This window comes from Oleiphilus sp. HI0061, from assembly GCF_001635675.1.
Window position 1 is genome coordinate 1 of record NZ_LWFE01001336.1, and the last position, 678, is coordinate 678.

General features: G+C 49.6%; 1 protein-coding gene. It reads left to right on the forward strand.

From position 1 onward, the window contains the following. Positions 1-13 precede the first annotated feature (13 nt). A partial coding sequence (gene ispD / locus A3735_RS21140; RefSeq protein WP_082885959.1) for a 2-C-methyl-D-erythritol 4-phosphate cytidylyltransferase occupies positions 14-678 on the forward strand: 665 nt, incomplete at its 3' end.

Here is a 678-nt window from a genome sequence, read left to right on the forward strand (position 1 = left end):
TGTTGGCAGCAGAATGCAAAGTGACATCCCTAAACAATATCTTCAGCTTGGTTCAAGCAGTGTTCTTTATCTGAGTGCCAAAGCCTTCCTTGACCACCCTCGCTTTACTCAGGTGCATATAGGTATTTCCGAGGCTGATGACTATTTTGATAGCGATAGTTTGGCTCAAGATGCTCGAGTGATTCAGTATAAGGGTGGTAGTGAACGCTTCAATACTGTTTTAAATGGTCTTGATGCTTTGGTAGGTATTGCCGATGAGCAAGATTGGGTGTGGGTGCATGACGCTGCGCGGCCCTGTTTAAGTCGAGAAGATATAGATAACTTGATTGAACATGTTGACGCCTGGGACGGTTCAGAGGGCGGTGCTATTCTGGCGTCTCGCGTTGTTGATACGATTAAGGTATCACAAGATGGAAGGGCGATTGAGGGTACTTCGGATCGGGACAAACTTTGGCGAGCATTTACACCACAAGTCTTTCGTTTTGCCGAGCTGCGCCATGCCCTAAGTGAATGTCAGCGGCTTGGGCTGACGGTGACCGATGAGTCGTCAGCAATAGAGCATATGGGTGGGGCGCCCTGCCTAGTTGAAGGCTCAGATGACAATATCAAAATTACGCGGCCGCACGATTTACGTTTGGCTGCAGATACCTTGGCTGCGCGGACGCAGCTGGGACGAGG